The 24,780-nt window shown below is 65.7% G+C and carries 25 protein-coding genes and 1 pseudogene; 12 read left to right on the forward strand and 14 right to left on the reverse strand.

All coding sequences use genetic code 11. The features are described 5' to 3' along the window. Positions 1–3: 3 nt before the first annotated feature. Entirely contained in the window at positions 4–186 is a 183-nt protein-coding gene (locus tag A5695_RS05225; protein ID WP_068079009.1) for a hypothetical protein, read from the reverse strand. A gap of 164 nt (positions 187–350) precedes the next feature. Here A5695_RS05225 and zwf point away from each other — a divergent pair, with 164 nt between their 5' ends. Further along, entirely contained in the window at positions 351–1,856 is a 1,506-nt protein-coding gene (gene zwf, locus A5695_RS05230) for a glucose-6-phosphate dehydrogenase (RefSeq protein ID WP_068079011.1), read from the forward strand. Between the two features lie 8 nt (positions 1,857–1,864). Here zwf and A5695_RS05235 read toward each other — a convergent pair whose 3' ends face one another. Beyond that, positions 1,865–2,788, reverse strand: a complete 924-nt coding sequence (locus tag A5695_RS05235; RefSeq protein ID WP_068079013.1) for a class I SAM-dependent methyltransferase — start codon at positions 2,786–2,788, stop codon at positions 1,865–1,867. Between the two features lie 153 nt (positions 2,789–2,941). Between A5695_RS05235 and A5695_RS05240 the strand changes: the two genes are divergently transcribed. Next, positions 2,942–3,823 (forward strand): CoA ester lyase, encoded by an 882-nt coding sequence (locus tag A5695_RS05240; protein ID WP_068079015.1) that lies wholly within the window; start codon positions 2,942–2,944, stop codon positions 3,821–3,823. A gap of 10 nt (positions 3,824–3,833) precedes the next feature. Here the strand turns inward: A5695_RS05240 and A5695_RS05245 are convergent, their stop codons facing one another. Next, the gene (locus A5695_RS05245) at positions 3,834–4,580 is read right to left on the reverse strand and encodes a sensor domain-containing protein (RefSeq protein WP_068079017.1); all 747 of its coding nucleotides are present in this window, start codon (positions 4,578–4,580) and stop codon (positions 3,834–3,836) included. Positions 4,581–4,989: 409 nt separating this feature from the next. Between A5695_RS05245 and A5695_RS28300 the strand changes: the two genes are divergently transcribed. After that, complete coding sequence (locus A5695_RS28300; protein ID WP_156749469.1) at positions 4,990–5,418, forward strand: hypothetical protein; 429 nt, start codon at positions 4,990–4,992, stop codon at positions 5,416–5,418. A 220-nt stretch (positions 5,419–5,638) separates the two neighbouring features. Beyond that, positions 5,639–6,874: an osmoprotectant NAGGN system M42 family peptidase gene (locus A5695_RS05255; protein ID WP_068079020.1), complete on the forward strand. Its 1,236-nt coding sequence runs from the start codon at positions 5,639–5,641 to the stop codon at positions 6,872–6,874. A gap of 11 nt (positions 6,875–6,885) precedes the next feature. On the opposite strand, the gene A5695_RS05260 is transcribed toward A5695_RS05255, so the two are convergent. Both A5695_RS05260 and A5695_RS05265 read right to left on the reverse strand, forming a co-directional pair. Beyond that, entirely contained in the window at positions 6,886–7,656 is a 771-nt protein-coding gene (locus A5695_RS05260) for a class I SAM-dependent methyltransferase (RefSeq protein ID WP_068079022.1), read from the reverse strand. Positions 7,657–7,710: 54 nt separating this feature from the next. Next, a complete protein-coding gene (locus tag A5695_RS05265) occupies positions 7,711–8,394 on the reverse strand; it encodes a GAP family protein (RefSeq protein ID WP_068079023.1) in 684 nt (227 codons plus the stop codon). Positions 8,395–8,639: 245 nt separating this feature from the next. Here A5695_RS05265 and A5695_RS05270 point away from each other — a divergent pair, with 245 nt between their 5' ends. Then, positions 8,640–10,073 (forward strand): FAD-binding oxidoreductase, encoded by a 1,434-nt coding sequence (locus tag A5695_RS05270; protein WP_068079024.1) that lies wholly within the window; start codon positions 8,640–8,642, stop codon positions 10,071–10,073. A 265-nt stretch (positions 10,074–10,338) separates the two neighbouring features. On the opposite strand, the gene A5695_RS05275 is transcribed toward A5695_RS05270, so the two are convergent. Further along, the gene (locus A5695_RS05275; RefSeq protein ID WP_068079026.1) at positions 10,339–10,890 is read right to left on the reverse strand and encodes an FKBP-type peptidyl-prolyl cis-trans isomerase; all 552 of its coding nucleotides are present in this window, start codon (positions 10,888–10,890) and stop codon (positions 10,339–10,341) included. 220 nt (positions 10,891–11,110) lie between these two features. Between A5695_RS05275 and A5695_RS05280 the strand changes: the two genes are divergently transcribed. Further along, the gene (locus A5695_RS05280; RefSeq protein ID WP_082945865.1) at positions 11,111–11,425 is read left to right on the forward strand and encodes a DUF732 domain-containing protein; all 315 of its coding nucleotides are present in this window, start codon (positions 11,111–11,113) and stop codon (positions 11,423–11,425) included. A 269-nt stretch (positions 11,426–11,694) separates the two neighbouring features. Then, the gene (locus A5695_RS05285; protein ID WP_082945860.1) at positions 11,695–13,986 is read left to right on the forward strand and encodes a bifunctional diguanylate cyclase/phosphodiesterase; all 2,292 of its coding nucleotides are present in this window, start codon (positions 11,695–11,697) and stop codon (positions 13,984–13,986) included. A gap of 56 nt (positions 13,987–14,042) precedes the next feature. Here the strand turns inward: A5695_RS05285 and A5695_RS05290 are convergent. From A5695_RS05290 to A5695_RS05305, 4 genes and pseudogenes are all read right to left on the reverse strand, one after another. Continuing rightward, positions 14,043–14,261, reverse strand: a pseudogene (locus A5695_RS05290) (ATPase); the annotation flags it as partial. Continuing rightward, positions 14,251–14,949: a DUF899 family protein gene (locus A5695_RS05295; protein ID WP_068079033.1), complete on the reverse strand. Its 699-nt coding sequence runs from the start codon at positions 14,947–14,949 to the stop codon at positions 14,251–14,253. The gene A5695_RS05295 and the pseudogene A5695_RS05290, both read right to left, overlap by 11 nt. A gap of 131 nt (positions 14,950–15,080) precedes the next feature. Next, positions 15,081–15,884 carry a HugZ family protein gene (locus tag A5695_RS05300; protein ID WP_068079035.1) on the reverse strand — a complete coding sequence of 268 codons (804 nt, stop codon included), beginning with the start codon at positions 15,882–15,884 and terminating at the stop codon, positions 15,081–15,083. A gap of 33 nt (positions 15,885–15,917) precedes the next feature. Beyond that, positions 15,918–16,736 (reverse strand): NlpC/P60 family protein, encoded by an 819-nt coding sequence (locus A5695_RS05305; protein ID WP_068079036.1) that lies wholly within the window; start codon positions 16,734–16,736, stop codon positions 15,918–15,920. A 208-nt stretch (positions 16,737–16,944) separates the two neighbouring features. Here A5695_RS05305 and A5695_RS05310 point away from each other — a divergent pair, with 208 nt between their 5' ends. Beyond that, complete coding sequence (locus tag A5695_RS05310; protein ID WP_068079038.1) at positions 16,945–17,175, forward strand: DUF167 domain-containing protein; 231 nt, start codon at positions 16,945–16,947, stop codon at positions 17,173–17,175. Between the two features lie 86 nt (positions 17,176–17,261). Continuing rightward, positions 17,262–18,077: a PPOX class F420-dependent oxidoreductase gene (locus A5695_RS05315; RefSeq protein ID WP_068079039.1), complete on the forward strand. Its 816-nt coding sequence runs from the start codon at positions 17,262–17,264 to the stop codon at positions 18,075–18,077. Positions 18,078–18,310: 233 nt separating this feature from the next. Here the strand turns inward: A5695_RS05315 and A5695_RS05320 are convergent, their stop codons facing one another. Next, positions 18,311–18,901, reverse strand: coding sequence for a TetR/AcrR family transcriptional regulator (locus tag A5695_RS05320; protein ID WP_068079040.1), 591 nt, complete (start codon positions 18,899–18,901; stop codon positions 18,311–18,313). Between the two features lie 98 nt (positions 18,902–18,999). On the opposite strand from A5695_RS05320, the gene A5695_RS05325 reads away from it, so the two are divergent. The 3 genes from A5695_RS05325 to A5695_RS05335 all read left to right on the forward strand — a co-directional run bounded on the left by A5695_RS05325 (position 19,000) and on the right by A5695_RS05335 (position 21,326). Continuing rightward, positions 19,000–19,317 carry an NIPSNAP family protein gene (locus A5695_RS05325; RefSeq protein WP_068079043.1) on the forward strand — a complete coding sequence of 106 codons (318 nt, stop codon included), beginning with the start codon at positions 19,000–19,002 and terminating at the stop codon, positions 19,315–19,317. A 14-nt stretch (positions 19,318–19,331) separates the two neighbouring features. Further along, positions 19,332–19,712, forward strand: coding sequence for a DUF4267 domain-containing protein (locus A5695_RS05330; RefSeq protein WP_068079074.1), 381 nt, complete (start codon positions 19,332–19,334; stop codon positions 19,710–19,712). Between the two features lie 528 nt (positions 19,713–20,240). Then, positions 20,241–21,326 (forward strand): methyltransferase, encoded by a 1,086-nt coding sequence (locus tag A5695_RS05335; RefSeq protein WP_068079076.1) that lies wholly within the window; start codon positions 20,241–20,243, stop codon positions 21,324–21,326. A gap of 159 nt (positions 21,327–21,485) precedes the next feature. Here A5695_RS05335 and A5695_RS05340 read toward each other — a convergent pair whose 3' ends face one another. From A5695_RS05340 to A5695_RS05350, 3 genes are all read right to left on the reverse strand, one after another. Further along, positions 21,486–22,826 (reverse strand): hypothetical protein, encoded by a 1,341-nt coding sequence (locus A5695_RS05340; RefSeq protein ID WP_068079078.1) that lies wholly within the window; start codon positions 22,824–22,826, stop codon positions 21,486–21,488. A gap of 341 nt (positions 22,827–23,167) precedes the next feature. Further along, the gene (locus A5695_RS05345; RefSeq protein ID WP_068079045.1) at positions 23,168–23,986 is read right to left on the reverse strand and encodes an alpha/beta fold hydrolase; all 819 of its coding nucleotides are present in this window, start codon (positions 23,984–23,986) and stop codon (positions 23,168–23,170) included. Between the two features lie 144 nt (positions 23,987–24,130). After that, positions 24,131–24,514, reverse strand: a complete 384-nt coding sequence (locus tag A5695_RS05350; protein WP_231974720.1) for a hypothetical protein — start codon at positions 24,512–24,514, stop codon at positions 24,131–24,133. Positions 24,515–24,780: the final 266 nt, after the last annotated feature.

The following is a 24,780-nucleotide window of genomic DNA, read 5'->3' on the forward strand; positions in this document are numbered from 1 at the left end:
GACCTAGTCGGGTGGCTCCTCCTCGGAGCCTCGGGTCGGGGCGCGCTCGCGGTCGCTGGGCTTGCCGGCGACGCCTTCGGCCTCACGATCGTCGGCGACCTTCTCCTCGAGCTGGTCAACGATGTCTTCCAGCTCCTCCGAGTGACCCCGCAGGCCCTTGTCCGGTTTCGTCATATCGCTTTCCATCGACTGTGGTCGGGGATTGCCCCGCCGTACCCAATACCCGGTCAGCCGAGCGGTAACCCGCCGGCAATTGTGATCCTTCCATTCCCGGCCGCAAACGCCCCCGTCGAACGAGCTAAGAAGTGACGGACGCGACATAACGCCGCGGCGATGGAAGTATCGCAGGAGTGGCCGACAAGAAACCGCAGACCATCTCATACCCGGCGGCCGGCGGGCGTCCGCGCCGCCACGAAACCGAACCGCTGGACCCGCACGTCATCATCCTGTTCGGCGCGACCGGGGATCTGGCTAAACGCAAGCTGATCCCCGGGCTGGCCTACCTGGACCAGTCTGAGCTCGCACCGGACATCCAGATCGTCGCGACGTCGTTGGAAGACATCAGTGACGACGAATTCCGAGAGATCGCCAAGGAGGCGGTCGATTCGTTCGGCACCCACAAGCTCTCGGACGAACAGTGGGCCAACTTCGCGAAGATCATCACCTACGTTCCGCAGGGGCGCGGGCCGGAAGCGCTGGCCGAGGCCGTCTCCGCAGCCGAAGCCAACCTGGGACCCAACGTCAGACGGCTGCACTACCTGTCGGTGCCGCCGAAAGCCGCGCGGGAAGTCATCACCATGTTGCGCGAGGCGAAGCTGGTCGATCGCTCGCGAGTGGTGATGGAGAAGCCGTTCGGGACCGATTTGGCCAGCGCGGTCGCGCTCAATGACTTCGTGCACGAGACGTTCGAGGAATCCCAGATCTTTCGGATCGACCATTTCTTGGGCAAAGAGGCGGCCCAGAACATCCTGGCGTTCCGCTTCGCCAATGGTCTCTTCGAGCCGATCTGGAACCGCAACTTCATCGACCATATTCAGATCGACATTCCCGAAGCCCTCGGCCTGGATCAGCGGGCAAGCTTCTACGAAGAGACCGGCGCGTACAAGGACATGGTGGTGACCCACCTGTTCCAGGTGATGGCATTCGTGGTCATGGAGCCTCCGACGGCGCTCGAACCATTTGCCATCAGCGAAGAAAAGAACAAGGTGTTCCGGTCGATGCTGCCGGTCAAGCCTTCCGAGGTGGTGCGCGGCCAGTACGGCGGATACCGCGAGGAGAAGGGCGTGGCAAAGGACTCCGACACCGAGACGTTCATCGCGCTCAAGGTCGGTATCGACAATTGGCGCTGGGCCGGCGTGCCCATCTATCTGCGCACCGGCAAGAAGATGGCCGAGGGCATCCGCATCATCTCGATCGCCTTCAGAGAGGCGCCGCGGACGATGTTCCCGCCCGGCTCGGGGGTGGGGACTCAAGGTCCGGACCACCTCACGTTCGACCTCGCCGACAACTCGAAAGTGTCGCTGTCGTTCTACGGGAAGCGGCCGGGTCCCGGCATGAAGCTGGACAAGCTCTCCATGCAGTTCTCCTCCCAGGAGATCGACACCGTCGTCGATGTGCTGGAGGCATACGAACGGCTGATCCTGGATGCAATGCGCGGCGACCACACGCTGTTCACCACCGCCGAGGGCATCGAATCACTCTGGGAGCGTTCCCAGGAGCTGCTCGATGACCCGCCGCCGGCCAAGATGTACCAGCCGGGCACGTGGGGCCCCAACGCCATTCACCAGTTGATCGCGCCGAACGCGTGGCGGCTGCCGTTCGAGCGGGGATGGCGCGATGCCAAGCCCGACAGCTGAGAACGCGCTCAGCCCAGCTCGGCGCTGATGTAGGTGATCGCGTGCCGAAACTGCTTGATGAACTCGCTGTCAGGGATGACGAAGCCGTGCTGGGCGTAGAGCTGCTCGCTCGGGTAGGGGGTGACCACCCAGCCGGTCGCCGCGAGGTGGTCCGCGGCGGGCTGGCGCTCCCCGTGCCACACCAGGTCGGCGACGTCGATGTCCAGTCCGTGCTTGCGCCAGGAGGCCCGCATCGCCCGGGCGCGCTCGTCGGCGAACACGGCCATGTCGGTGATGTTCTCGGTGGCCAGCCGGCTGCCCGGCGCGCTCAGCGCGGTGACGTTGTCCAACAACCGGTCCTGCGCCTGCGGCGGCAGGTAGGGGAGCAGGCCTTCGGCGATCCAGGCGGTGGGCATTGATACATCAAAGCCATTGTTGCACAACGCCTCTGGCCAATCGTCGCGCAGATCGACACCCACGGTCCGGCGTTCGGCGGTCGGATCGGCGCCGATCCGGGCCAGCGTTTCGCTCTTGAAGGCGATGACCTCGGGCTGATCGACCTCGTAAACCACCGTGCCCGCGGACCAGGCCAACCGGTAGGCCCGGGCGTCGAGTCCGGCGGCTAAGATCACGGCCTGACGTATCCCGGCCCCACTCGCAGAGGTGAGGAAGTCGTCGAAAAACCTGGTGCGCACGGCGATTTGCTCGCGACGCTGCTGCAGGGTGAAGGGCATATCGTCGCTGTCGAGCGGGACTTCGCCGTCCAGCATGCGCACGAAGAAGGGATGCCCGACCGCGCGTACCAACGGCTCGGCGAAGCGGTCGTCGAGCAGTGGATCCGGCTCGCGGGAGGCCAGCGCCCGGGACGCGGCGACCATCGTCGCGGTCGCCCCCACGCTGGAGGCCAAGTCCCAGCTGTCGCCCTCGGTGCGCGCCGAACCAAGTGATGACACTAGCTGCTCCTCTCTGGGATTCGGCCGCCCCCGCGGCCATTTCGCCAACAGATCGCCGCCGCCGACCGGCTACGCGACCACACCGTTGTGAAAGGGTACTTTCTGCCTAGGCCGCGCTCACGCTGAGCCCGACGACAGGAAGCGAATCACTCGATGGCACCGACCCTGCGCCCGCGCCGCTCCGCGTTGTACCTGCCCGGCAACAAGCCGCGGGCCCTGGAGAAGGGGAAATCGCTGCCCGCGGATGTGGTCATCTTCGACCTCGAAGATGCCGTCGGGCCCGACGCCAAAGCCGATTCGCGGACGACGGTGTGTGCAACGATCTCGTCGGGTGGCTACGCGCCGCGCGAGGTCGTGGTGCGCGTCAACGGGTTGGACACCGAGTGGCACGACGATGACCTGGCGGCCGTCGCCGGCTCAACCGCCCACGGCGTGCTGGTGCCCAAAGTCGAGTCGGCCGAGCAGGTCCGGGCGCTGGCCGCCACGCTGGGCAGGCTGGGCGCGCCTGAGTCGTTGCAGCTGTGGGTGATGATCGAAACGCCGCGATCCTTCTTACGGGCCGAAGAGATCGCCTCGGCCAGTGACCGATTGGCCGCGCTGGTGGTTGGCACCAACGACTTGGTGAACGATCTGCACGCCGTGCACGTACCCGGTCGGGCGCCCGTCGTACCCGCGTTGTCCTTGGCCGTCCTGGGAGCCCGGGCGGCAGGCAAGGTGATCCTGGACGGCGTATTCAACGACATCACCGACGAGGATGGCTTTCGCGCCGAGGCGCGGCAGGGCCGCGAAATGGGTTTCGACGGCAAGAGTTTGATCCATCCGTCCCAGATCGGGCCCGCGAACGACCTATTCGGTCCCTCGGAGCGGGAAGTCGCCGACGCCCGCAAGGTGGTGGCGGCCTATCGGGAGGCGCGGGCCGCGGGGACGAGTGTGATCACGGTGGACGGCCGCATGATCGAAAGCCTGCACGTGCGCAACGCGGAACGGATCCTTGCCCTCGCCGAGATCATCGAGGAATTGGCGTCCGCCTCGTAGGCGTCATGGCTTATTGCTTGTCGACTTTGCCGGCGATCTGACCGGCGAGCTTGACCGCCAAGTCGGCCGGCTCCTTGCGGACCGCGCTGACATCGACCGCGACGTTGTTGCGGACCGTCAGCGCCCGTTGAGCGGTCATGGTGAGTAGGACGTTGCCGTTGTCCCGAACCGTCATTGTCAGCGTGGTGCTCAACGTTCCGTTGTCGTTGGAGACGGGTCCCACCTGCCAGCCCGTCTCCGGGGTGTCCTGCCCGGCCGGAGTGGTGAACTGGCGGTTGGCGCAGGCCGGCCAGCGCTGCGCCGAGGTGGTGTAGAAGGCGTTGGCCTCCTTGGCCGTCGGGAACAGCACCAGCACCTGTTCCACCTCGGGGTCCGGTTCGTTGGAATTCGGGGGAGGGGAAGCGACTTCGTCGTCGCCGCTCACCGCGGTATAGCCGCTGCCGGCATAGACGGGAGCCTGCCCGGGGCCGATCGCGTAGACGCAGTCGTCGGGGAATTTCCAGCCCGCGGGCCACGGCTGCTTCGCGGCGTCGTCCTTCAGCTTGTCGTTCTTTTCCTTGCTCTTCGATCCGGTGGCCCCCAGGGCGCTGTCGAGGTCCGCGGACGTCAGCAGCAATCCCGGTAACGCCGCCTGCGCGACCGGCGGTTTGGCGGAGGTCGTGGTCGAAGAGCCGGGCGCACCGCCGTTGCCACCGCCGCATGCGGCAACCAGGATTCCGATGGCGGCGGCGCACATCGCGGTCGATAGTTGGCGCATGTGTTGCTCACCCTTCGTGGTCGCACCGAGCCGTTGAGCATCCGCGACCGGCGCATCCGATCCCGAAGCTCACAGAGTGGACGGAAGCATAACCGCTTGGGCAGCAAATTGCGTGGTTCATCACAAAATGGTCATCGATTCGACCGTCCCACCGCGGTGTTCCGCATTGGGCGCGTTCGAACACAGCGAGATTTTCCGCCGGAATCGGATTTGCAGGGCACCGCATGCGACGAAACCGTTCGCAGATCAAGGGTTTCCTAGGGCAACAAATGGGCATTTTGCGATCCGGCTCCCTTGTCGCAGAATGCGGTGACGAGGTGAACAACGCGCAGAAACCGCTTCGATTCGATATCCGCGGCCGGTAGGGTTCACACAGCAAACATGTCTTCGGGGGACGAAGGAGTGTCCGATGCGGCGAACCCGAACCACATGCGCAGCACTGGCCGCCATCGCGATGGTCACGGCGGGATGCTCGAACGACTCGTCGTCGTCGGCGTCCTCATCCGCTCAATCTCCGACCCCGGGCTCACAGCCGCCCGCCGCGCCAGCGTCGCCGACGACGCCGGTGACGACTTCCGTGCCGGCCCAGTCGTTCGACCAGCCCACCTGCCTCGATATCTCCTTCGCCAAAGACAACCTGATGGTGGCGAACAACCCGGAGAAGGCGCGCGAGTACGCCGACACGCTGGAGAGGTACGGCCCACCCGACACCGTGAAGGCCGCAATCGAGCACTTCGTCACCACCGGCGGCGCACAGCCCAACGATGCCGATCTGAACAGCAACAGGGACCTGATCACCAACTGGATCAAGCAGGCCTGCCCCAACGTGAACCCTTGACGCCGATCGCGTCTGCCTAGCGCTTGATCGGCTAAGCCCAGCATCTTTGCGTGGCCGAATCCGATTGTGCCAATGGGCGCCTCGATCCGAAGTGCTCTACCGTGATGGCAGCGGACGAAGGGTGCCCTCCAACGGCGGGAGTCCCGCGGCCGGGACCCGTGGATCATCGGTGGCCACACGGTAGGTTGATTCGGTCCCGAGTGATTCGAGAGGAGATACCGTGCGCCAAACCACGGCCATGGCCGAGGCCGACCGCACGTGGATGGTCGACACGCTGCTCGCGCTGCTTCAGACGCCAAGTCCGGCTGGTCGGACGGACGCGGTGATGCAGCTCATAGGTGACATCTTCGACGACTTCGGCGTGCCGTTCTCTTTGACGCGGCGCGGGGCGCTGACCGCCGAACTCCCGGGGGAATCGGCGACGACCGACCGCGCGCTGGTAGTTCACGCCGACACCATCGGCTGCATGGTGCGTCGGCTCAAGGACAACGGGCGTCTCGAGGTGATCCCGGTCGGCACTTTCTCGGCCCGGTTCGCGGCGGGCGCCCGGGTGCGGATCTTTTCTGACGATCCCGACGAGTTCATCACCGGCACGGTGCTACCGCTCAAGGCCAGCGGGCACGCGTTCGGCGACGAGATCGACCTGCAGCCCACCGACTGGGAACACGTCGAGGTCCGCGTCGACCGCCAGGTGCACTCGCGGGAGGACCTCGTCCGCCTCGGCCTGCAGATCGGCGATTTCGTCGCGTTCATCGCCAGCCCCGAACTGACCGCCGACGGCTACATCGTCTCCCGGCACCTTGACGGGAAGGCCGGTGTCGCGATCGCGCTGGCGTTGGCCAAGAATTTCGCCGAGAACAAGCTGGTGCTGCCGCACCGCACGATGGTCATGATCACCATCACCGAGGAGGTCGGCCACGGGGCAAGCCACGGCTTGCCGGCCGACGTCGCCGAATTGGTCTCGGTGGACAACGCGGTGTGTGCGCCGGGCCAGCACTCCATCGAGGACGGCGTGACGATACCGATGGCCGACCTGCACGGTCCGTTCGACTATCACCTCACGCGCAAGCTGTGCCGGCTCGCCCAAGAGCAGGACATCCGTTGCGCGCGAGACGTGTTCCGGTTTTACCGCTCTGACGCCGCGGCGGCGATCGAGGCGGGAGCGGGCACGCGCGCGGCACTCGTCGGCTTCGGCCTCGACGGAAGCCACGGTTGGGAGCGTACCCATCTGGATTCGTTGGAGGCGGTCTACTGCCTGTTGCACAGCTGGCTGCAGACGCCGCTGACCTTCGCCAAATGGGACGCCAAGCCCTCGGGCAAGCTGCGGGACTTTCCCTCGTCCAAGCAGCCCGCCCCGAGCGAGCGGTGGGTGCCGCTGGCTCGTGGGGAGCACGATTCGCCCGGCGAGGCGTGGCCGGGCTCGCACTGGCCCCCGTCGGAGGGGCCCCATGCCTGAGGCGCTGTCGGCTACCGGCCGGCGCGGGGAATTCGGTCCGCGCGCCAGCAGCGCGACTTCATCGGCACATCGATTGCTTCGGCGCCGGAGAAGCGTTCGGTCAAGGTAGCGCGGGCATTGGCCAGTCGCGCCGCGCGCTCGTCTTCAGGCGCGATGATCACCCGGCTGTACGTGCCGACCATCGCGACGACATCGTCGATGGTCATGGTCCGCACGGATGTGAACGTCTCGCGGGACACGTGGTGGAAGGTCTGCGGATCGGGGAGCACGACGTTCTCGTGCCGCCGGCGGAAGCGGTCGGGGGATTCCGACTCGGGTGTGTCCTCGCCCGGGAGTAGGTCCAGCTCGCGAACCCAACCCACCTCACGATCCCGACTGGTCCAGATCAGGCCGAATCGCCCGTTGTCGCGCAGCACTCGGCCGATCTCGGGAACGGCGCGCGCAGGATCCATCCAGTGCCACGCCGAGGAGACGAACACCGCATCGACGGCCGCATCGGGGAGCGGAATCGATTCGCCCGTGCCTTCGACGGCACGCACCTCGGGCGAGCGCCCGGCGAGCACCGCCCGCATCCGGGCGTCGGGCTCCACCGCGATGACCTCCGCCGCCCTGCTCAGCAGCGCGCGGGTGAACAGGCCGGTACCCGCACCCAGGTCGACCGCCACCTCGCATCGGGACGGCACCAGCCAGTCCACCGCTTCTCCTGGAGGTTGCGGACGAAAGCCGTCGTAGTCCTCGGCGATCGAGCCGAAGGACATCGCGCGCTCTTGGCGATCGGTCATATCCGCCAAGGTAATCCAGCTCGCTGGGCAAGAGGTGAGAGAGAGGGGTGCGGGTCACCACAGCGCGCTGTGATTGACGAGCGCGTCGGCCATCAACCCGATTCCGAAGACCAGGAACAACAGGCGCACCGACATCGGCCCGTACCGCGTGAGGACGCGCACCAGGCGCCGCTGAATGCGCTTGGCCCGCATGGTTTTTCTCATCGAGAGGGCAAGAATCAGCATCGGTGGCGAGAGCGCGATCGCCCAGTAGATGATGATGGCCAAGGGCCACAGCGGCGGCCTCGGGTTTAAGGCCGCGAGCATGGCCAAGCCGGTGAGATACGGAATGGCGGTTGGCGCTTGGCCACTCCCGACCGCCAGCCCGAGGAACCCGAGCAGCCAGGGGCGCTCTCGCATCGCCGCCAGCGCCCAACCCGGAGCCGACGACTGGGCGGTCAACGGGAAATAGGCCAGGCCGGTCAGCACCAGACCGAGCGCCAGCTCTCCGCCGAACCGGATGGCCGGTGTCACGTGGAAGCCGACGGCATGGGTCAGGAAGCTGAGGCCGAGAACGGTGCACACGCCGAACGTGGTTGTCACGGCGAACACGCCTGCGATGAAGCTCAGGGCTCCCGGAACCGGCGAGCGGCGGCTCAACCGGCTGTCAAAGACGACCGCCGAGACCACGCCCACGTTGAGGACGTTCAACGAATCGAGAAGCGCCAGCCCCGCAAGCGCCACCACGAGAGCACCCACGCGTTTGAATCCCGGCCTACCGCGCGAGCTTGCCGGGCGTGGGCATCGAGGCGGCGATCATGCTGCATGAGAATACGAGCCGGGGATCGGCGTGTCCGGTCGAGGCGGGCTCAACCGCGCCGGGCGGCCGCATCACCGGGGCGGCTCGTATCGATCTCGATCCGGTCACACGGCATGGGGCACCGCGGCTTTGGTCGACGGACGTTTGACAATGCGGGACATGAGCCAGACGCGGGAGCCCGGCAATGGCGCGTGAAATGTCCCGCCAGACGTTCCTGCGTGGCGCCGCCGGAGCGTTGGCGGCCGGCGCCGTACTCGGGTCCGGCCGCGCCACCGCCGCGCCGAATCCGACCGGTTGGGAGGGCCTGTCCACCGCCATCGGCGGGCAGGTGCTGTTACCGGACAACGGCGCTTTCGGCTCGGCCAAGCAGGTGTTCAACACCAACTACAACGGCTCGACGCCCGCCGCGATCGTCACCCCGACGTCTCCGGCGGACGTGCAGAAGGCCATGGCGTTCGCCGCGGCCCACAACCTGAAGGTCGCTCCGCGCAGCGGCGGGCATTCGTACATCGGCGCGTCCACGGCGAACGGCGTCATGGTGCTCGACCTGCGTCAGCTGCCCGGGGGAGTCAACTACGACGCCGCCACCGGCCAGGTGACGGTGACGCCCGCGACGAGCCTTTATGCGATGCACCAGACGCTGGCCGGCGCCGGCCGGGGCATCCCGACGGGCACGTGCCCGTCCGTCGGCGCCTCCGGGCATGCCCTGGGCGGGGGATTGGGCGCCAACTCCCGGCACGCGGGCCTGCTCTGCGACCAGCTGGTGTCGGCGTCGGTGGTGCTGCCCGGCGGCCAGGCGGTGACCGCGTCCAACGCCACCAACCCCGACCTGTTCTGGGCGTTGCGCGGTGGCGGCGGCGGCAACTTCGGCGTGACCACGTCGCTGACCTTCGCGACGTTTCCGACCACCGACCTCGACGTGGTCAACCTCAACTTCCCGGCGGAGGCGTTCGCGCAGGTGTTGGTCGGCTGGCAGAACTGGCTGCGCACCGCCGACCGGAACAGCTGGGCGTTGGCGGACGCCACCGTCGACCCGATGGGAACGCATTGCCGCATCATGGCGACATGCCCGGCCGGTTCGGGCGCCGGCGTCGGGGCCAACCTCACCAAAGCCGTTGGCGTCCAACCGACGGGGACCGAGAATCACACGTTCAACTACCTGGACCTGGTCAGGTATCTGGCCGTCGGGAACCTCAATCCGGCGCCGCTCGGATACGTCGGTGGATCCGACGTGCTGCCCGTCGTCGACGCGGCGACCGCCCAGGGAATTGCCCAGGCGGTCAACGCCTTTCCCCGGGGCGCAGGCCGCATGTTGGCAATCATGCACGCGCTTGACGGTGCCCTCGCCGATGTGGCGCCGGGGGCGACGGCATTCCCGTGGCGCCGCCAGTATGCGCTGGTGCAGTGGTATGTCGAGACCGGCGACGCGTCGGCCGCGACGAACTGGCTCAATACCGCGCACCAAGCCGTGCAACCGCACTCGGTCGGGGGCTACGTGAATTACATCGAGGCGAACCAACCTGCCTCGCGCTATTTCAGCTCGAACCTGTCTCGGCTTGCCGCGGTGCGGCAGAAGTACGATCCCGGCCGAATCATGTTCTCGGGGCTTAACGTCTAGTGCATGGCGGGCGCGTCTGACGTCGGGACATCATCCAAGCACGACCGACACGGTAAGAGTGACGCTGGATCGCGACAGCGTGGCGATGGGCGACGACACCGAGTCCCATCGGGTCTTCTGGATCTCCCCCCAAGTGGGCCGCCGTCGACGACCTGCAGGGGCGGGCGCGTTGCGACCACCTACCTCGCTCAACAGCTCGGCATCGACCCTGCGCTCATATTCGCACCGCTGAGCAGTTGAGCAGCAAGGGATTTGATGTCCGAGCCTAGCCCGACGCGCTCAAGATCTTGATCGCGAAGACGAGCGAGTCGCCCGGCCGGATACCGGCGCTGGGCTGACCGCTAGGGTAGCCATCCGCCGACGTCATCGCGACGGCGACCGTGGACCCCACCTTCTGTCCCGCAATGGCCTTTTGGAAGCCGGGCACAACGCCGTTGAGCGGGAAGTCGATGGAGGCGCCGCGTTGATAGCTGCTGTCGAACACCGACCCGTCGCGCCCATTGACGCCCATGTAGCAGACAGACACCGTCGCCGCGGGCGAGACCACGGGTCCGTCTCCAGCGTGCAACGTATGCACCTGGGTCTGGGTCACGCTGAACGGTGCCGTCACGTCCACGCGCGGGGCTGTCGTATCGGTGGATCCGGTGACCGCGACGCTGCCGGTGGTCCCGGTCAGCGTCCAGTCGGGCGTTCCGCCGTTTTGCGGTGGCGCCGTCGGGCATGAGCCGGCCGCCGTTGCGTCGCCCGGCGCGGCGATCGCCAACACGGTCGCCGCGACACACGCCGCGACGGAGGAATACACCAGGGAGGACTTCATCGCCGTCACGCTACAGACCGCCCTTGGCATCCCGCGATGGTGGCCCCGCGGCGATACGCGGAACCCTTCGGGCCGCGCGCGATTCGACGAGCCGACGTTGCGGCGTTTCGTTTATTCTTCATCCGTGCTGCTTTGGGTCGCGAACTCTTGGCGGCCCCGCAGAAAGGGAGCGAATCGAATGCCCTCACCCCGCTGGCTGGCCGCACTGAGCATTCCCCTGATGGCTGGCGCTGCCCTCGTGGCCAGCACCGCCGTTGCGACCGCGAACACCCCTCAAGACGACGCCTATCTCGCCCAACTGCGCGCCGTCGGGCTCAGTTGGCCACCGCAGACCGAGGAGGCGCTGATCGGGGAGGCCCACCTGATCTGTTACGACCTCACGTGGGGCTGGACGCCACAACAGATCGCCGACGACGTGCATGCCCACTTGAACGCGCGGGGGGTCACCCTGTTGGACGTCGGAACCATGGTCGACGCGGCACACTCGATCTATTGTCCGGGCAATGTGTGCGATGCCCCTTCCCTTTGCACGTGACATCGCTTCCGGGACAGCGTCGTGCGCGTCCGCGGCCCGACGGACTTCCCATCGAAGCCGGGTACGGGCTGCCCTCGCCGCCTCGTGCACGCCGACCGCGTGCTCTCGCACGGCGCGAGGTCGACCGAATCCGTTCTTCTGATAGCCGAGTCGACCCGACCGGGGGGTATTCAACTTCGTAATGGCCAGAAGCAGGTAGGCAAATCCGCCGAGAACGTTCGCGGTGTGTCTTATCCTGCTTGCGAACAGCGCCCGACAGAGTAAGGAGAATGTTGTCACTGACGCGAAGCCGACTCGTTGTAGTCGGGTTGGCAACCGTCGGGCTCGTCGCGTTCGCGGCGATGTTGTTGACCTCGAGCGCCCCGACCCGGGCGGTACTCTCCCCGGCGGGCTCGGTGATGGCGGGCTTACTCGCCACCGCGTGTTCGATCCTTGCCGCCCGCGGGTCGCGAGGCCGCCAGCGCCTGGCATGGGCCGGCATGTCCACCGGATTGGTCGGCTGGACTACCGGTGAAGCGGTGTGGTGGTACGTCGCTCTCGGTGGCGCTCTTCCTGTCGCGGACCTGTCCGCGGCGAACCTGGGCTACTTGATCTTGCCGCTGTGCGCGTTGGCCGCCGCGATCACGATTCCCTGCCGGGACGACTCCCGATTCGGAATCGGCCTGCTCCTCGACGGCATCCTGATCACCGCGTCGCTGCTGGTGGTTCTCGTCATTGCGCCGCTGGGGCGCACGGCGCGACTCTCGATAACGTTCAGCGTTCCGCAAGTGGTGCTGGCCGCCGCCGCGGGCGTCTACTTGGGCTTGGTGGCCACGTCCTTCATCGTGGTGCGCAAGGCCGAGCGGGGCCGCAGACTTTCCCCCACGCTGATAATGCTGGGGTGGGGAGTCATCGCCGCGGCCGGAGTGGTCCACGTTTATCAAGATCACGCGGACCTAGCGCCGAACGACCTCGTCGTTCTTGGTTGGGCCGTCGGGATGTACTTCTTCGCGCTGTCCGGACTCACTTCTCGTCCGGGACCGGAACCCGACCTCGGTTTCTCGCAACCGTCGTCACGAGCGGCGCTCTGGCTGCCGTACCTGGCCGTACTGCTGGCCATTGCTGTTGGCGCCGTTCACTTTTGGCCCACCTACCGGGGTGAGGCGTTCCTCTTCTCGGTTTGCGTGGCGCTCTTCGTCACCACGGTGGCCCGCCACATCTTGCTCCTCGACCGAAAGCAACGTCTACTCGCCGCGGTGTCTGACGCCGCTCTGCGGGATCCGCTGACCGGGTTGGCAAATCATCGCCTGTTTGACGATCGCCTCGCGCATGCGCTTCGCCTACACGTTCAGCACGATGTACCCGTGAGCGTACTGACGGTTGGCGTCGACGATTTCAAGCTGGTGAATGACACCCTCGGCTATGACGTGGGCGACGAATTGTTGCGCGACGTAGGCGTGCGGATCCAGGCCAATATCAATGATGGCCACACCGTCGCGCGGATGGGTGGCGACGAGTTTGCGGTGTTGGTCGAAGACCATCCCGACGTGGCCATGCAGGTTGCCAACGGGCTGGCACGCTCGTTCGAGGAGCCCGTTGCCGTCGAGGATCATCGCGTGGACGTGCGTTTGAGTATCGGCGTCGCCTCGGCCGGAGCGGAAGTGCAGGCGCCCGGCGATCTTCTCAAACAGGCCGACGCCGCAAGGTCATGTGCCCGGCTGCCGGGCTCGAGCAACGTGCGGACGTTCACCCCGGAGATGGACGCCCAGCTTGGCCGGTTGCCCACACATGCCGGTGCCCTCGCCCGGTTGCAACTGCTCGGCGAGCTGAGACGGGCCATCGAGAACGATTCGTTGACCCTGCTGTACCAGCCGAAATTTTCGATGTCGACTGGGTCGATGACCGGAGTAGAGGCGCTCGTCCGATGGCAACACCCGCGATTCGGTGTGCTGGGCCCCGACGAGTTCTTACCGCTGGTCCGCGAACACGGGCTCATCCATGTGCTCACCGCTCTGGTGCTGACACGCGCCGTCGCCGACGCTGCGGCGTGGTACGCGGCCGGCACCGCGATCCCCGTCGCGATCAACCTGGGAGCGCCGTCCCTCGATGAGGATGCGCTACCCGACCGCATCATGTCCGTGCTCGCCGAGCGCGGCATGCCGCCCAGTTGCCTCACGATCGAGATCACCGAGGACTTGATGGTCGCCGACTTCGCCAGGGCCCGTACAGTGCTCAATCGTCTTCGGGAAAACGGCATCCGGGTGGCGATCGACGACTTCGGCAGCGGCTACGCCACTCTCACGTATCTGCGCGAGCTACCCGCCGACGAAATCAAGCTCGGCCGGGAATTCATCGCGCCGATCGTGCACGACGATCGCGCCGCAACCATTGCACGCTCGGTCATCGAGCTGGCGTCCGCGTTCGGTATCGCCACTGTCGCGGAAGGTGTCGAGGACAGTGCCACCGCCCAGCGACTCAAGGACTACGGCTGCGACGCCGTGCAAGGGAATCTCTTCTGCAGCCCGTTACCCGCTTCCGAGATTCCCTGTGTCCCAGCGAATTCCACACTCGCCGCACAATAGGGGTGGTCCCCGAGCGGTCAGCCCACGACCGACCGTTCTAAGGAGGCCAGCGACTCGACGAGGTTGTGCGTGACGTAGTGGCCGCCGGCCTGGGGGAGATACATGTTCATCGCGAACATCTGTCCCGCGCCGGTGATGGGGGCGCCGTCCACCGCGTCGCGGACCCAGTCCGTGGGCTCGGTGTTTCGGTGGCGGGACGGGTCGGCGAGGACCGCGAAGATGTCCGCCGGACTTGCGGCGATGGTGCGGGTGACGACGTAACGTTCAGCGTTCATGGTTGCCTGCACTTGTCCCTGGGCCGTAGGCGGGGGCGTCAAGCCACCCCGAGTATGTGGGCCTCGATGGCCAGCCTTCGGGCGAATCGAGCCAGTCCTCTTGGCGGCCCCACGGCAGGATGTCGATCAGCCCGAATGTGTGGCTCAATTGCTCGGTGCCCCGGCCGTTGGTGTGCCACGTGCGGTAGACGGTCTCACCGTCGCGAAGGAACACGTTGACTCCGAACCCGCCGCCGGGGGGCGCGTCCATGTCGGTGGCGAATGGGCTCTGGGAGGACGAATACCAGTCCATGTGACTGCCGACCTTGCGCTTGTAGGCGAGGGCCTCTTCGATCGGTCCGTTGGTCACGATGACGAATCGGGCGTCATAGTTGCCGAGGAATTCCAGGCGGGTGAATTGCGAGGTAAAACCGGTGCACCCGCTGCACTGCCACTCCGCGCCGTCGGACCACATGTGGTGGTAGACGATCAACTGCGAGCGCCCGTCGAACACGTCCGCCAGGCGGATCGGCCCGTCGGCACCCATCAGGATGTAGTCGGGCAACTCGACCATCGGCAGCCGGCGGCGTTGGGCCGCGATCGCATCCAGCTCACGCGTGGCGGCCTTCTCACGTTTGCGCAGTTCTTCGAGCGCCGCGCGCCAGGTTTGGTGATCGACGACGGGAGGCAGGGCCGTGTTTACGGACATAGGATCCACCTTTCTTCGAAATCAATTCGTCCGAAAAGTCTGACTGGTGGAGCGCGCAGAATTCATCGCCGCACGCCGTAGACTTCCCGCCCACGGATCCGTCGTCGTCCCGACCCGGCAGAGCCCGGCAATTATGCGGGGCGGTCCGCGTTCCGGGCCAAATTCGCTGTAGCCAAACGTAATTGGTCGGCGGACTGCAGCGGTTCGGGAAACCCGACGCGGACGGAAACCACCCCGCGTGTGGTGTCTACCCGCAGGTCCAGCCCGTATCGGTCGATGCCGGTGCACATCGCCGCGTCGGCGTCTGGATAGCCGCCGAACGCGCGAGCCATCGCAGTCAGCGCATCGCTATGGTCGGCGTTGAGGTGCGCCAGCGCTCTCGGCGCGGCCGGCGCGACCGGATCCGGCGAGGCTGCCGCGTATTCTTCGCCGGTGGCCGAGTCCATCCGGCCGTATCCACCCACCCAGCGCACCCTATGCACGTTCAGCACCCAGAGGGTGAAGTCGGTGAAGTCGACGTAGTGACGGGCTTCGGGCACCGCGTTGAGGTACGCGGCCCGCGCCCGGGCCCGGTCGTCGGCCAGTGGGTGAGCGACCATGCCCGCCAACGTGATCCGGGCCCCCGCCAGCGGGTCAGATTCGGCGGCGCCCGCAACGATGGAAAGGCTCGCCCGTGGGTCGGCCGCCAGGTTGCGACCATGCTCGGCCAGGTTTGACACGCACAGTACCGGGACCCCGCCCAGCAATCCATACGCCACCAGCGACGCCCAGGGGTCGCCATCAGGGGTCAACGAGGCCAGCGTGGCGGCGTTCGTGGCGGCCGCGATGGTGCGGGCCTGCTCCGCCGCGGATGGACGCGCGGCGTTGGTCGGGGGCCGAAGCGGCGGTGGCGCCGAGGGCGCGCCATCAGGGTCGCCATGGTCGCGAACTGACACGCCCGCGAGACTACTCGCCGACGCGCGGCCGCCTCAGTTGATCGGCCGCCAGCCGCCGAGAACAGCGTCGCGGTACCAGCCCAACCGATTGCGGACCTGCACCCCGAGGCGGTTCTGGGCGTTGACTCGGCTGTCGATGATGTGGCCGTCGTCGAGGTAGATCACGACGTGCGAGGCGCGGGTTGCATTTCCGTTGGGGTGCAAATAGATCAGATCCCCGGGCTGGAATGGACCTTCTTGCGGGATGCGGCGGCCCATCGGACCAGCTGTGCCGTCGGCCTGCTCGCGCACGTCGCCGCCGAACTTGATGCCTAGACCGTAGTTGTAGACCCAGGCGGTGAAATTCGAGCAGTCCAGGCCGGGGCCAGGATCCCAGGCGGTCAGCCCCTGTGGGGCGTCGGGGTCGGGATTCTCTCCGATCGCGCCGGCGTAGGTCGAGGTTGGCGGCTGCCAGCCGGGGATGTGGTGGTGGCGGTATTGCAGGCCGAGCGGGTTGTCGGGGGAGTAGACGTAGCGCATGGCCACGGCGAGGATGCGTTCCTGTCTCCAGGTGGTGGCATCGCAACGCGCGCCTTGCGGGATGGCCGGCGGTGGCAGGGCGACGGACCGGGGGCCCCATCCTCGGTTGACGTAGTGCCCCTCGGCATCCGTGCGGTACCAGTCGCCCGGGGGATCCTGGGTTTGCGGCAGCTCGTCGCGACTGGCGAAATCGGCTGTCAGGGACGCCCGGTCGCATGAGAACGGGTAGGAAAACTCGCCGTTGTCGGCGCGAGATCGTGCTTCCGCCAGAGAAATTGCGGTCACCGGAGCCGCGATGCAGAGCAGCACCAGCAGCGCCCGGGCATACCTCACGAAGCCACGTTACAACGGCCCACCCGGGGAAGCGGTGGGAGCCGACGGCGAATACGTGTCGGCCCCTCGGGGTCGGGCCGCAACCGCTCGCCTGCGACAACGGCTGGTGGTGGGATCCCGGCGCCAACGAATGCCGACCGCCGGCCGGCTAACTCGGCCTTCGCGCTTTTGCAACGAAGGCAGGTACGCGGCCGGTAGCTTTCGCGGTATGGACGAGTCCGTCGTTGTCAGGGTCAAACCCGGTAGTCGCAAGGGACCCCTGGTCGACGTAGGGCCCAACGGCGAGCTAACGATTTACGTTCGGGAGCCGGCCGTTGACGGCAAGGCCAACGACGCCGTCACTCGGGTGCTGGCGGCCCATCTTGAATTGCCGCGGAGCCGGGTCGAATTGATCTCCGGAGCGACCTCGCGACTCAAACGTTTCCGCGTGCATTCCTGAGGGCGCGTGGCCGCGCGTCACATATTGCTGCCCTGTCCCGTCTAGCGACCGGAGAGTCAGGACCGGATTGTCTGGAGGACGGCACGATGAAACGCTTGAGTACGCCTGCGCAGGTCTACCTGATCGCGGTGACAGCGACAGTGGGGGTGGTCACGGCTGGGATCGGGACCTGGTGCCTCATCGATCCGACTTCCTTCGCTGATTCCGTTGGTTTTGTTGCCCACCGGCACTTCTTGCATGACGTTGGTGCGTTTCAGCTCGGCCTGGGCACCACACTGCTACTCGCGGTGATCTGGGCGGATGCGCTGGCGACGGCGCTCGCCGGATTTCTCGTGGCGAACACCGTGCACACGGTCAACCACGTTGTCGACCTCGACGTCGGCGGTTCCGCCACGCAAGCGTGGGTGCTTGGTGGGGCGTCGGTCGCCCTGCTCGTGGCGTTCGTGCTGCGGTTGCGCCAACTCGGCTACGTGCTGGGTTCCGTGGACACGGCCACCAGTCCGAGGCTGGCGCCTTTCGTGCGGCAAAAGACCATCAGCCTCACCACTTTTCGCAAGGACGGCAGGCCGGGCTCCAGCCCGGTCAGCATTGTGGTGGACGGAGATCGCGCTTACTTTCGCAGTTTCGAACGAGCGCTCAAAGTGCGCCGCATGCGGCGTAACCCGAGTGTCGAATTCGGCCCGGCCACAGCGTCGGGCAAGCCGACGGGACCCGCGCTGTCTGGCCGCGTGCGTCTGCTGGAGGGCGCCGAATGCCGGCAGGCGGCACGTTTGCTCCGGCGGAAATATCCATTCCTGCATGGCGTCCTGGTGCCGTCGGCGCACCGACTGATGCGGTTCAAGTTCGGCCGAACGATCCACGCGGAGTTGACGCCGATTTCTGATCGCGCCGCCGGCCCATGAGTTCGAGCGTCGCCCCGAGCACCGGTCAGCGGTTGGTGTCGCTCTCATGAGCCAAAGCGATCGAATCGCGTTGTACTGCAGCATTTTCGGCGCAACGCCCCGCTGTCAGGCCTCATCTGAGTGGGGTTCGGCGAAGTCATTGGCGTCGAGGCGCAACCCCACGCCAACGACGTTCCCAAGTGCACACGTGATGTGGTGCCGGGGGAGGAAACCGCGCCGTGCACCTCATAGACTCAGCGCGGCGGTTTCCCTTCGCCGGTGAATTGCTTGACGAGCAGCTCGAGACGGTCCGCGTCATGTCCTGGGCGCAATCGTCCGGTACGGGTAAGGGTGGCAAGGCCGTGCAGCGCAGCCCACAAGACTTCGGTGAGCGCGTCCGCATCCTGCTCGTCGGCGACCAGACGCACCGCTTGGCGTAGTTCCGCGAAGCCCGCCGTCAGCTCCGGGGGGCTGTCCTGGTCGGCGAAGTGCAACGTGGTTATGCGGGTGAACATGGCGTCGTACAGGGCCGGGTTGTCGCGGGAGAAGTCGAGGTATGCCTGCGCAATTCGGGCGAGAACGTCACCGGGCGCGTCGGCGCCCGACCGGGCGGCCGCAATCGCGTCGGCCAGCTCGCCAAACCCGTCGACGGCGACGGCTGCGGCGATTTGTTCCATGCCGGCGAAGTGCTTGTACAGCACCGGCTGGCTGTATTCGATTTCGGTCGACAGCCGACGAGTGGTGACGGCATCCCACCCTTCGGCCTCGGCCAATCTGCGGGCCGTCGTCACAATCAACGCCCGCCGGGCGGCCCGCTCCCGTTCACGACGATCCTCAATGGCCACACCAGATGGTAGCACAACTAGGAAATCTAGCACTGCTATTGACGCGCTAATTGGGCAGGGTTAGCGTTGCTATCAGCACAACCCGAGGGAGCTAAGACATGTTTCAGCTCAGGACCTACACCCTGCGATCACCGGGCGCGCTGCAGCGGTATGCAACTGTGCACTGGGCCCGCCACCTGGCGACCTTGGAGACATTCGGGGTCATCACCCACAGTGTGTGGACCGAACGGAGCGGTACCGCTAACCGACTCCTCGCTCTGATCCGGTACCCACCTGGCGCCGACCCCGACCAACTCACGCAACGCATCATGACCAGTCCAGAGTTCGCCGCCGACATGGCCGGCTTCGACGTCGGCGACATCGTCGACGTCCAAACGAACTTCCTTGACGCATTGCCGTTTTCACCAATCCAGTAAAAGGGGTGCTCGACATGACTGTCACGGTCATCGGCTACACGCTCGCCGGACTGCTCGCCGTGGGCATCATCTTTATCGGGGTGCGCTTCCTGCTCGCACCGCGCGTCGCCGCTGCCGGCTATGGGGTCCTGCCCGATCTCGACCAGCCGGGTGCGGGCGCCTACTTGAGCGTCAAGGGCGTGCGCGACATTGCGATGGGGCTGTTCGTCGTCATCCTGATGGTCGCGGGTACGACCCACCTGGTCGGCTGGGTTATCTTGGCCGCCACCATGATTCCACTCGCCGATGCGGCCACCGTGTTGCGCAACGGCGGCTCCAAGTCGATCGCCTGGGGCGTCCACGGCGTCACCGCCGCCGTCATGCTCGTCACGACCGCTCTGTTGCTCGTTTCCTAGACGCTCACGACATCAACTCGCCTCAACGCAGGGGACTGGGGCGGATAACCCCCGCCCCGTTGAGGGCGGCGGACTGCATCGCCCTCCGCCTACCCCCAACAAGATTGGCCCTCCTTCGAGGGCACGTGAGCCCGACGACGCCGTGCAGTTTTACCCTGCCGCGACCCCTTTACCCTGCCGCGACCCCCAAGGGCGGTCCCACCGTGGTGGCCGCCGGGACGCATCCGGTCGCCGTTACTGCGGTGAATGCGAGCATCGCCGCAACGACGATTTTCGTGACTAGACGTGACATGACGGCCTCCGCTCATCCGACCCCCTGTCCGGACTATAGATCGACTGTCGCGCTATTTCAATCATTGTTGAAAAATTCTGGGTTTCCGGGCATAGTTCGTCGCAGATTCGATCGGTTGGCGTCCACGAGGGCTGCGGTGAACGGAGTTGGCTGCTCTATCGTGGCTTTGCTGGGCGCTTGGATGGTCAGCTACAGACGCGTCCGTCGTGGCGAAGGTGAACGAGAAGGAGAGTCAGTTGACGTCGAAGGTTCCGCCGGTCAAGGTCGCGCGAGCTGTCGAACGGGTCCGGCACCACTTGTCGCAGCTGCGTCAACGCTCGGCTCCGCCTGCGGCGGTGATGATGGAGTTGATCATGAACGCATGGGTCGCTCAAGCGATCACGTCCGCGGCGGATCTTGGCGTGGCGGATGCCCTGGCGAGTGGCCCGCTCTCCGGCGATCAGCTAGCAGACCGAATCGGCGCCGACGCCGACGCTCTGCGGCGACTCATGCGCGCGTTGATCGGCATCGGGATCTTCCGGCAGTGCAGTGACGGGCGTTATGCACTCAACCCACTGGGGGACACGCTGCGCGCCGACGCGCCCACGTCGATGTCCGGAATGGCGCGCTGGGTTGGGGCGCCACAGCATCGCGAGCACTGGAGCCACCTGACCGACGCGATCCGGACCGGGAAGGCGATCGTCCCAGAGCTTCGCGGGAAACCGGCCTTCGAGTATCTGGCCGACGAAGGCGAGCTCGGGGAGATCTTCAACACCGCGATGACCAATGTGTCCGACTTCGCGACCGTGCCCTTGACGACCGCCTACGACTTTGGCGCGTTCAACACGATCGTCGATGTCGGCGGCGGACACGGTCGACTGTTGGCGGCGATCCTGGAGACGGCTCCGAATTCGCAAGGAGTGCTTTTTGATCTTCCGGAGGTCATCGCGGGCGCTCCTGGTCTGCTTCGCAAGCACCGTGTCGAGGACCGCGTCCGGATCGAAAAGGGCTCGTTCTTCGATTCCGCTCCCGAGGGTGGTGACGCGTATGTGCTCAAGAACGTCATTCACGATTGGCCCGAGGACGACGCGGTGCGCATTCTCAAGAATGTCCGCGCCTCAGCTCACGCCGGTGCGCGTCTGTTGCTCTGCGAATTCGTCATTCCCGAGCACGATCGCGACTTCCAAGGCAACTGGGTGGATCTCGAGATGCTGCTCGTCGCCCGCGCTCGTGAACGCACCGCGGACGAATATGGCCAGCTGTTCGACCAGGCAGGTTTTCGCTTGAATCGCATCGTCGAGACCGTGTCACCGCTCAGCATCATCGAGGGGATCGCGGTGTAGCCGGGCGATCGAAGGAATCGGGCCGACCACCCTGCGGGCAGGGACGGGAGCGCGTCCGTTCGATCTCCAGCGGCGTTGTCGGGCATGCGATTCGACGCCGTGCTCCTAGGACCCGTTACCTCAACACCCTGCGTGGTGATCGCCAGTCCTGTGGAGGAACTACTGCACTGAACCCACTGGGATGACTGGGCTGACGAGCCGGCAAATGAACTTGCCGCGTTGCATAAATCGACGCTCGAATGTGCCCTTGATCTGCCTGCCGTCCAACTGGCCCGCCAGCACGAGGCGGTCTTTGTCTGGCTGGGTCGCGCGAAGTACGACTTCGGCCGAATCTGATTCGGGCTTCCGCAACTTGAGCCAATCCCCGTCGACCCTGAGGCGCCAGGTGGTGGTGTAGCCCCCTGGGACCTGGCTGACAAACTTGACCACCACGCCGTATTGGGGCATCTTGGTGCGCTCGGCGATGGCGACATTAGTCCACGGCTGTGGGCTCGTCTGGTTGAGTGCCGCCTCTCGGCCGTCGACGGTGAAGGACGTTGCGCGCCAAACTCCGTCGAGTGTCGAGGTGGGGGTGTTGTAGGCGGTGAACAACATGGCGTCCCACATTGCACTGAACACCAACAACGACCCGGCGATACCGAACTTGGCGACCACGCCGGTTCGTCGCAGCCAGCGTTTGCCCGCACCAAGCGGCAAACTGGGCACAACTGGGCGAGTCTCTCCGTGATTGAAGACCACGCGCGCCAGGTTAGGCCAATAAGGGGACGCGATACCAATTGCGACCAACAACAATTCGCTGACGGCCAGTTTGACTGGCACGTCATAAGTCATGTTGAGCAAAAGCACCTGCCCCATCGCCATCGCCGACCCGAGGGCACCGAGCAGTTGCGTACGGTTCCATAGCAGTAACAGTCCCGACACCAGCTCAACCAGCCCCGCAGCCACTGAGTACGCCGCGGAGGCGCCCATGAAGCCCCATAACGTCTCGAATAGGCTGGTGTCGCCCGTCAACTTCAGTTGGTGGTGAGGAAGGGTCATGAACCCCATCTGGACGGGAATCACCTTGGCCAGCCCGTAGCTGATCATCACCAGAGCCAACCCTAAGCGCGCGAAGACGATCAGCGACGCGGACAGGCCTCGATAGTCGGAACGCCCACGATCCATGACGGTCCATACCGCTGTGATCATCAGCGCCAGCACCACCCAGCCGAGATGCAAACACCAGAACCACAACAGGTCCGAACCGGCCGACTTGGCGATCTCGATCCCACGGCCTCGAGTCAGGTAGCTGCCGATCTGCGCGACTAGCCAGATCATCGGTTCGAGTGGGTGCCGGCCCACACTGTCTTTCACCGCGCTGCCGCCACCGACGGCGATGAGCATGCCGACACCAATGGTGAAAAGGAACCTGAAGCACAACTTCTGGATCCACGTCCACGGCGGCGCGACTACGAGGGGATCAGATGTCTCGCCGGTCGAAACTGGTGATCGCACCGTAATAGACACAGCAGCAATTGTAGGGTGCTCGTCTCCGAATCCGTTGATATACGAGCGTTTCGGGCGACGTTATCCCCGTCGTGATACTCCTTCCACGACGCGACGCATGGGTGTCGGCCATTCGCGGCCCGGGTGGGCGTGCAGCCACGCGGCGCGCTGTGGAGGTGGGACTCTGATGCGACAAAGCAGCACGGCACCCCGGCCGACGTCCGGGTAGGTCCTTGGACGTCCACGCGGCAACTCCGGTCAGCCGATGACCCACATCCGAATACCGGGAGCAGTTGTGGCCATTCCCGTCGACTCTTTAGCCGACGATCGATAGCCGACCTGTCCGACGCCTCCGGTCAGGATGCGATGAACGCGAGCAGGTCCGGGTTGAGCACATCCGCGTGCGTGGTCAGCATGCCGTGGGGGTAGCCGGCATAGGTCTTCAACGCACCGTTTTGGAGTAGGTCGACCGCTCGGGGCACCGCACTGGCGAACGGAACGATCTGATCGTCATCACCGTGCATCACCAGGACTGGGACGGTGATCTTCGTCAGCTCCTCGGAGTAGTCCTGCAGCCAGGACACCACCGTCTCGTAGTGAGCCTGGGCGCTGCCGGACATGCCTTGACGCCACCAGTTCGCGATGACCGCCTCGGACGCTTCCACACCTGGGCGGTTGAATCCGTAGAACGGCCCCTCTGGCACCGCGCGGAAGAATTCCGATCGATTGCCCAAGACACCGGCCCGTACCGCGTCGAACCACTCCTGGGGTTGCCCGCCCGGATTGTCCTCGGCCTGCGCCATACTCGGTGTTGGGGAGGACACCAGTACCGCTTTGGCCACCCGCTCCTGGTGGCGCGCGACATAGCAGGCCACTTCAGCGCCGCCGGTGGAGTGCCCAATATGGACGGCGTCGCGCAGATCGAGCTGCTCGGTCAGCGCGGCCAGATCGGCCACCCAGTGCTCGATGTCATTGCCAGTTCCGACCTGCTCGGACCGGCCATGGCCGCGCCGGTCGTGGGCGATCACCCGATAGCCCCGGTGCAGAAAGAACATCATCTGCGCATCCCAGTCGTCGGCCGTCAGCGGCCAGCCATGACTGAAGACAACCGGCTGGCCAGAGCCCCAGTCCTTGTAGAAAATCTCGACACCATCGGAGGTGGTGATCGTAGGCAAAGCCGTTCCTCTCGCGGGCGCTCCGGTGATCGGGTGAGTCAACTTTAAGGCACAGTACAACGACTGCGCTATCAGCCAACCGCATTGAGATCAGAGAGTCGAAACACCTTGGGCTGCATCGGAACAGGAGAACAGCGTTCTCCATCAAGGCCAAAAGGACTGTGTCGCATTGGCGGGGCAGGCGCGCGCCAGGACGGCCATCTCGTCGACGAACTCCTGGTTGACCCGGGCCACCGCTTTCGCTGAGGGCGGCAGTTCCGTTTTGAGCGGATCATGTCTGCCTAGGTCGTCGTTCATTTGATTGGCGTCTTTCATGAATTCACGGGCCAGCGCGGCAGCTCGATGCGCGTGGGCCGACAGGCCAGGCGCGGTCACCTGATTGGCTCGCCGCTGCATGCCGTCGATCCACGCCTGGTAGTCGGCGTCAGTCGGCACTGAGTCTTGTTCGTAGGAGCCCGGCCGCGCGAACCGCGTCTTGGCTTTCAACGAGGCCTGCGCGTCGCGGTTGAAATCGATGAATTGCCGCACACTCCAACACGGTTGCGCCCGCTCGTCGAGGCGCCATGCGACGAACAGACCCGCGGCGGCGACGGCCACGCACCATACCGTCAGTAATCGCCGGGCGGTCTTGCGTGTACGAAGACTGTTTGCGGCCACGCGATCAACCTAATCGAGGATCGGGCCGATCAGCACCCAGCGGGCGGCGCCCGTCACGCGTGGGGGCAGAAAATCCCCAGGATCTGTTGGCAGTTGTCCCTATTGATGAGTGCCGGGGGGGGGGGGGGCGGTGGGGC

This window comes from Mycobacterium sp. E1747 (assembly GCF_001667775.1).
Taxonomy (GTDB): Bacteria; Actinomycetota; Actinomycetes; order Mycobacteriales; family Mycobacteriaceae; genus Mycobacterium.